Consider the following 1,566-nt stretch of genomic DNA (forward strand, 5'->3'; position numbering starts at 1 on the left):
TCCACACCACCGCGGGCAAGCTCGCGGATCTGCAGCGCCGCATCCAAGAGGCGACGCACGCCGGCTCGGAGCGCGCCGTCGAGAAGCAGCACGCCAAGGGAAAGCTGACGGCGCGTGAGCGCATCGAACTGCTCCTCGACGAGGGTTCGTTCACCGAGCTGGACGAGTTCGCCCGGCACCGCTCCACCGACTTCGGCATGGAGGACAACCGCCCGTACGGCGACGGTGTCGTCACCGGGTACGGCACGGTCGACGGCCGCCCCGTCGCGGTGTTCTCGCAGGACTTCACCGTGTTCGGCGGCGCCCTGGGCGAGGTCTTCGGGCAGAAGATCATGAAGGTCATGGACTTCGCGCTGAAGACGGGCTGCCCGGTCATCGGCATCAACGACTCCGGCGGCGCCCGCATCCAGGAGGGTGTCAGCGCGCTCGGCATGTACGGCGAGATCTTCCGCCGCAACACCCACGCGTCGGGCGTCATCCCGCAGATCAGCCTGGTCGTCGGCCCCTGTGCGGGGGGCGCCGTCTACTCGCCGGCCATCACCGACTTCACGGTCATGGTCGACCAGACCTCGCACATGTTCATCACCGGCCCCGACGTCATCAAGACCGTCACCGGCGAGGACGTCGGCTTCGAGGACCTGGGCGGCGCCCGTACGCACAACGCGACGTCCGGCGTGGCCCACCACATGGCGGGCGACGAGAAGGACGCCATCGAGTACGTCAAGCAGCTGCTGTCGTACCTGCCGTCCAACAACCTCAGCGAGCCGCCCGTCTTCCCCGACGAGGCGGACCTGACGCCGACGGACGAGGACCGCGAGCTGGACACGATCGTGCCGGACAGCGCGAACCAGCCGTACGACATGCACACGGTGATCGAACACGTCCTGGACGACGCGGAGTTCTTCGAGACGCAGGCGCTCTTCGCGCCGAACATCCTCACCGGCTTCGGCCGGGTCGAGGGGCACCCGGTGGGCATCGTCGCCAACCAGCCGATGCAGTTCGCGGGCTGTCTCGACATCGACGCGAGCGAGAAGGCCGCGCGGTTCGTGCGGACCTGCGACGCCTTCAACGTCCCCGTCCTGACCTTCGTGGACGTGCCGGGCTTCCTGCCGGGCGTCGACCAGGAGCACACGGGCATCATCCGCCGCGGCGCCAAGCTCATCTACGCGTACGCCGAGGCGACCGTCCCGCTGATCACGGTCATCACCCGCAAGGCCTTCGGCGGCGCCTACGACGTCATGGGCTCCAAGCACCTGGGCGCCGACCTCAACCTGGCGTGGCCCACCGCGCAGATCGCGGTGATGGGCGCGCAGGGCGCGGTGAACATCCTGCACCGTCGCACCATCGCGGCGGCGGAGGCCGCCGGCGAGGGCGAGGCGACCCGGGCCCGGCTCATCCAGGAGTACGAGGACGCTCTCCTCAACCCGTACACGGCGGCCGAGCGCGGCTACATCGACGGTGTGATCATGCCGTCCGACACCCGCGCCCACGTCGTACGGGGCCTGCGCCAGCTGCGGACCAAGCGGGCGTCCCTGCCCCCGAAGAAGCACGGCAACATCCCCCTCT

1 protein-coding gene is annotated in these 1,566 nt (G+C 69.3%); it reads left to right on the top strand.

The features are described 5' to 3' along the window. The coding region (locus AC069T_RS37955; protein WP_478787082.1) for an acyl-CoA carboxylase subunit beta at positions 1-1,566 on the top strand (1,566 nt) is incomplete at both ends.

It is taken from the genome of Streptomyces sp. NPDC043867 (assembly GCF_056435845.1).